This is a genomic window from Pseudoalteromonas sp. S3431, from assembly GCF_000690035.1.
In the GTDB taxonomy this organism is placed as follows: Bacteria; Pseudomonadota; Gammaproteobacteria; order Enterobacterales; family Alteromonadaceae; genus Pseudoalteromonas; species Pseudoalteromonas fuliginea.
Genome location: NZ_JJNY01000095.1, coordinates 1 through 3,850, shown reverse-complemented (window position 1 = coordinate 3,850; position 3,850 = coordinate 1). Strand labels below are relative to the sequence as shown.

Annotated in this window: 2 protein-coding genes; one reads left to right on the top strand and one right to left on the bottom strand. The window is 42.3% G+C overall.

The genetic code is table 11. The features are described from left to right. Positions 1-209: 209 nt before the first annotated feature. Positions 210-1,361: a methionine adenosyltransferase gene (gene metK, locus DO88_RS01855; protein WP_007377800.1), complete on the bottom strand. Its 1,152-nt coding sequence runs from the start codon at positions 1,359-1,361 to the stop codon at positions 210-212. A 304-nt stretch (positions 1,362-1,665) separates the two neighbouring features. On the opposite strand from metK, the gene tkt reads away from it, so the two are divergent. Then, positions 1,666-3,657, top strand: a complete 1,992-nt coding sequence (gene tkt / locus DO88_RS01860) for a transketolase (RefSeq protein WP_033028934.1) — start codon at positions 1,666-1,668, stop codon at positions 3,655-3,657. The last annotated feature ends 193 nt before the right edge of the window (positions 3,658-3,850 follow it).

The window sequence follows — 3,850 nt, the reverse complement described above, 5'->3', positions numbered from 1 at the left end:
TAGTGGGCTCGGTAACGGCTCCTGCGCTGCGCTACTGGCTTACATCCATGTAAGAATAAGTAAAAACCGAGCAACAAAGAGTAAATTGCCTTAATATTTTTATTAATGTACCGTTATTTTAATTAAGTTTGAATTTATTCTGCTATTTATAATACATAAAAAAAGCGCCAATTGGCGCTTTTTTTGTATTTAGATAGTTACCTAACCAATTAAAGGCCAGCAGCTGCGCGAAGTGCTTCAGCTTTATCTGTACGTTCCCAAGGGAATTCGTCACGACCAAAGTGGCCGTAAGCCGCTGTAGGAAGGTAGATAGGGCGCTCTAAATCAAGCATTTGAATTAGACCGTAAGGGCGCAGGTCAAAATGTTCACGAATAAGCTCGATTAAACGGCTTTCTTCTAGCTTGCTTGTACCAAACGTTTCAACGCTGATAGAAGTAGGCTCTGCAACACCAATTGCGTAAGAAACTTGTAGCTCACACTTGTCAGCAAGGCCAGCAGCAACAATGTTTTTAGCAACATAACGTGCAGCGTATGCAGCACTACGGTCAACTTTTGATGGATCTTTACCAGAGAAAGCACCACCACCGTGACGAGCCATACCACCGTATGTATCTACAATGATTTTACGACCTGTTAAACCACAATCGCCCATTGGTCCGCCAATTACAAAGCGACCTGTTGGGTTAATGAAAAACTTAGTCGCGCTTGTAATAAGTTCTGCAGGAAGTACCGGCTTGATGATTGTTTCCATCACCGCTTCTACTAAATCTTTTTGCGAAATGTCTTCGCTGTGCTGAGTAGAAAGCACTACAGCATCAATACCTACTGGCTTGCCGTTTTCGTATGCAAAAGTAACTTGAGATTTTGCATCTGGACGTAACCAGTTAAGCTCGCCGCTTTTACGAACTTGCGCTTGGCGCTGTACTAAACGATGTGAGTAAGTAATTGGAGCTGGCATTAGTACTTCTGTTTCGTTACATGCGTAACCAAACATTAAGCCTTGGTCGCCAGCGCCTTGCTCTTCTGGGCTAGTACGGTCAACACCTTGGTTAATGTCTGGAGACTGTTTACCAATGGTGTTTAAAATTGCACATGAATCGGCATCAAAGCCCATGTCTGAATTTGTGTAGCCAATGTCACGAATTGTTTTACGTGTAATTTCTTCGATATCAACCCATGCGCTAGTCGTGATTTCACCACCAACCATAACCATACCGGTTTTCACGTACGTTTCACACGCTACGCGAGCATGAGAGTCTTGCTCTAGGATAGCATCAAGTACCGCATCAGAGATTTGATCGGCGATTTTATCCGGATGACCTTCAGAAACTGATTCAGAAGTAAATAAATGTTTTGCCATTGTATTTCTGCTCACAAATATTGCGCTTCACAAACGTCGGTATTAGCGCTAAAAAATTAAGGGGCGTATTTTATCGAAAACAAAACACCTTGCATAGTGTTTTTACGCCTAGACGTCTAAATAAAATTACGAATGTCGTTCTGGTCTTAAAAAATATTCATAATGCTCCCTTTTATGGGGTTTTTAATTGCACACCGCCCCCACAATAAGTAAGAATGGTCGGTATAACAGTATTCAATAAACTTGGATACATAAACGAATAATAAATACCCGTGCAAATACACATATAAAGGTAGGAGAATTCATGCCATCTCGCAAAGAACTTGCAAATGCAATTCGCGTCTTGTCAATGGACGCAGTACAAAAGGCCAAATCTGGTCACCCTGGAGCCCCTATGGGCATGGCTGATATCGCAGAAGTATTATGGCGCGATTATCTAAAACATAACCCAACAAATCCAGAGTGGGCTGACCGTGACAGATTTATTCTTTCAAACGGCCACGGTTCAATGCTTATCTATTCTCTATTGCACCTAAGTGGTTACGATTTACCATTGGACGAAATTAAAAACTTCCGTCAAATGCATTCTAAAACACCAGGCCACCCTGAATATGGCTATGCACCAGGAATCGAAACTACTACGGGTCCATTAGGTCAAGGGATCACAAATGCCGTAGGTATGGCCATTGCTGAAAAAGCGCTAGCTGCACAGTTTAACCGTGAAGGTCACGATATTGTTGATCACTTTACCTATGCATTTATGGGCGATGGCTGCCTTATGGAAGGTATTTCTCATGAAGCAGGTTCACTTGCAGGCACATTAGGTCTGGGTAAACTTGTTGCATTTTGGGATGACAACGGCATCTCAATCGATGGCGAAGTTGAAGGTTGGTTTACAGATGACACGCCAGCTCGCTTTAAAGCATACGGTTGGCATGTAATTAGTGGTGTTGATGGCCACGATAGCGATGCTGTAAGTGCTGCAATAGCAGAAGCAAAAAGCGTTACCGACAAACCTTCACTAATTTGTTGTAAAACAATTATTGGTTACGGTTCACCTAATAAATCTGGTAGCCACGATTGTCACGGTGCTCCACTAGGTGATGACGAAATTAAAGCATCTCGCGAATTTTTAGGTTGGACCGGCGATGCGTTCGAAATTCCTGATGATATTTACGCAAAGTGGGATAGCAAAGAAAAAGGTCAGCAGCTTGAATCAAGCTGGGACGAAAAATTTGCAGCATACGCAAAAGCATACCCAGAGCTTGCGGCTGAATATAAGCGTCGTATTAATAACGAACTGCCTGGCGATTGGGCTGAAAAATCTCAAGCGTACATTGAGCAATTACAAGCAAACCCTGCAAACCCAGCGTCTCGTAAAGCATCGCAAAATGCATTAAACGCATTTGGTCCGTTATTACCAGAATTTATGGGTGGTTCAGCCGACTTAGCAGGCTCAAACTTAACAATTTGGGATGGCTCTAAAGGTTTAACACACGATGATGCAAGCGGTAACTACATTTACTACGGTGTACGTGAGTTTGGTATGTCTGCAATTATGAATGGTATTGCCCTTCATAAAGGCTTTATTCCTTACGGTGCTACGTTCTTAATGTTTGTTGAATATGCAAAAAATGCCGTACGTATGGCTGCATTAATGAAGCAACCAAGCATTTTTGTATACACGCACGATTCAATTGGTTTAGGTGAAGATGGTCCAACTCACCAACCAGTAGAGCAAATTGCAAGCATGCGTTTAACGCCTAACTTATACAACTGGCGTCCATGTGACCAAGTTGAGTCGGCAATTGCATGGCAACAAGCTATTGAGCGTAAAGACGGTCCTACATCGTTAATCTTTACTCGCCAAGGTCTTGAGCAACAAGCGCGTGACGCACAGCAATTAAGCGATGTTAAAAAGGGTGGTTACATCCTTAGCTGTGACGGCAATCCAGAGATTATTTTCATTGCGACGGGTTCTGAAGTGCAACTAGCACAAGATTCAGCAACTGAGCTACGCAGCCAAGGTAAAAAGGTACGTGTTGTATCTATGCCATGTACTGATGCCTTTGAAGATCAAAGCGCAGAGTATAAAGAAAGCGTATTACCGGCATCTGTTACACGCCGCGTAGCAGTAGAAGCGGGTATTGCTGATTACTGGTACAAGTACGTAGGCCTAAACGGCGCAGTAGTAGGTATGACTACCTTTGGTGAGTCAGCACCAGCTAATGAGTTGTTTGAGCACTTTGGTTTTACAGTGGCAAACATTGTAAGCAAAGCAAACGAGCTTTTTTAATCGATTGCTTTAAAGATTAAAAGCCCGCTCTGTTTAAAACAGGGCGGGCTTTTTTGTTTATAGGTCGTGCTTTAGCGCGTTATACCAATCTGCTTATATATGGGGTCTATTTAACATTAAGAAAATTACGCTAGAACTAGGCAAAATTTTTTGTATCTAATTGTTCTAAATAAAAAATTTTTAACGACGTTAT

Bases quoted from the DNA above. Each gene is read 5' to 3' on its own strand.
- metK (WP_007377800.1), bottom strand. From the start codon at position 1,361: ATGGCAAAACATTTATTTACTTCTGAATCAGTTTCTGAAGGTCATCCG.
- tkt (WP_033028934.1), top strand. From the start codon at position 1,666: ATGCCATCTCGCAAAGAACTTGCAAATGCAATTCGCGTCTTGTCAATG.